The 1,528-nt window shown below is 68.9% G+C and carries 1 protein-coding gene; it reads right to left on the reverse strand.

Annotated elements, in window-relative coordinates:
* Window positions 1-17: 17 nt before the first annotated feature.
* A complete protein-coding gene (locus tag AB0J42_RS37650) occupies window positions 18-1,274 on the reverse strand; it encodes an IS110 family transposase (RefSeq protein WP_364303377.1) in 1,257 nt (418 codons plus the stop codon).
* Window positions 1,275-1,528: the final 254 nt, after the last annotated feature.

A 1,528-nucleotide genomic window follows, 5' to 3' on the forward strand; every position in this document is an offset into this window, starting at 1 on the left:
TCATGAGTAGCCCTGTGTCAAGCTGCTGCTTGTTGATCTTGCTGGATCAGAGCCTGAAGGGCTCCGTGTTTGGCGGGGTCGTAGGCGACGCCGTCCTGCCAGCAGTGCCAGATCACATACAGCCAGGCGCGGGCGAGGATCCGGGTGGCGTGTGGATGGTCTTTGCCGCGAGCGATTGCCTGGTCATACAGCCTGGCCGCCCATGGGTTGGCCCGACGGGAGTCGGCGGCGAAGTCGCAGACCGCATCGCGCAGTTGCTTGTTGACCGCCCAGCGAAAGCCGACGCTCTTGTGCTTGCCGGACTGGCGGGTCGAGGGCGCGACCCCGGCCAGGCAGGCCAGCGCGCCCGGATCGGGGAAGCGGGCGCGGCAGTCGCCGATCTCGGCCAGGAGCCGGGCGGCGCGCACGGTGCCCGAACGTGGCAGCGAGGTGAAAATGTGCGCGTCGGCGTGCAGCATGAGCTGTTCGGCGATCTGCGCTTCCAGGGCCTTGATTTGCTCGGTCAGCGAGGTCAGGACGGTCAGCAGAGCCCGGGTGATGTGCGCTTTGGCGGCGCCGTCATCGCCGAGGGCGCCACGGGGAGCGGCCTTGAGGCGCGACAGCAGCAGGGCGGGGTCCTTGCGTCCGCAGTAGCCCGCGCTCTTCAGCCAGGCTGTCAGGCGCCGCTCGCTCAGCCAGTCGGCGCGTTCCTGGCAGTCGAAGCGGGCCAGGAAGGCCAGGCTGATGGCGCTGTCAAGCTCTGCGAACAGGCCCACCGCGCCGGGGAAGGCACCGGACAGGTGCGCGCGCAGTTGGTTGCAGATGGCCACCCGGTGCTTGACCAGGTCCTTCCTGGTCCGGCAGGTCTGGCGCAGGGTGAGGGTGGCCGGGCTGTCGGGCACCAGGGGACGCAGCCGGGCGCGGTCGGTGCGCAGGGTGTCGGCCAGGACGAAGGCGTCGAACCGGTCGTCCTTGTTGCCAGCGGACCCGTAACGGGAACGCAGGTTCTTCAGCTGGTTCGGGCTGATCACCACGACGGTCAGCCCGGCGGCCAGCAACGCCTCGACGACCGGGCCGTCACCGCGCTCGATGGCGACTTCGGTCACGGCGGCTCTGGCGAGCTTGCGCACCAGCTCCGTCAGGCCCGTGCCGCTGTGCTCGACGGTGAAGCGTGTGATCACCTTGCCGGCCGCGTCCACCACACAGGCGACGTGATCGGCGCTGGCCCAATCAACACCCGCGGTCACACCATTCGGCGCGGTCGCGGGCAGGGACGTGCTGGGGGCATACTGCATGACAGCCTCCTCGCTGCTAGCCCAGTGGGGAGGCACCCTCTTTTCGGTTCCGGGACGCGGCAGCCAGTCAGCTCACTGTTCGGCGCTCGATGGCGCTCAGCCCTGTCGACGGTCGGCACGCCCCGGGGGACCGCTGGATCCCGCAGAACTCATGATGGACCTCGGGGTCGAGCGAGCAGGGCGGTAACCCAGCGGCACCTCGGGTGCATCAGCAGCATCTCAGCTACCGACAAGAGGATGGTGCACCAGTGAGC

This window comes from Nonomuraea sp. NPDC049649 (genome assembly GCF_040675175.1).
GTDB lineage: Bacteria > Actinomycetota > Actinomycetes > Streptosporangiales > Streptosporangiaceae > Nonomuraea.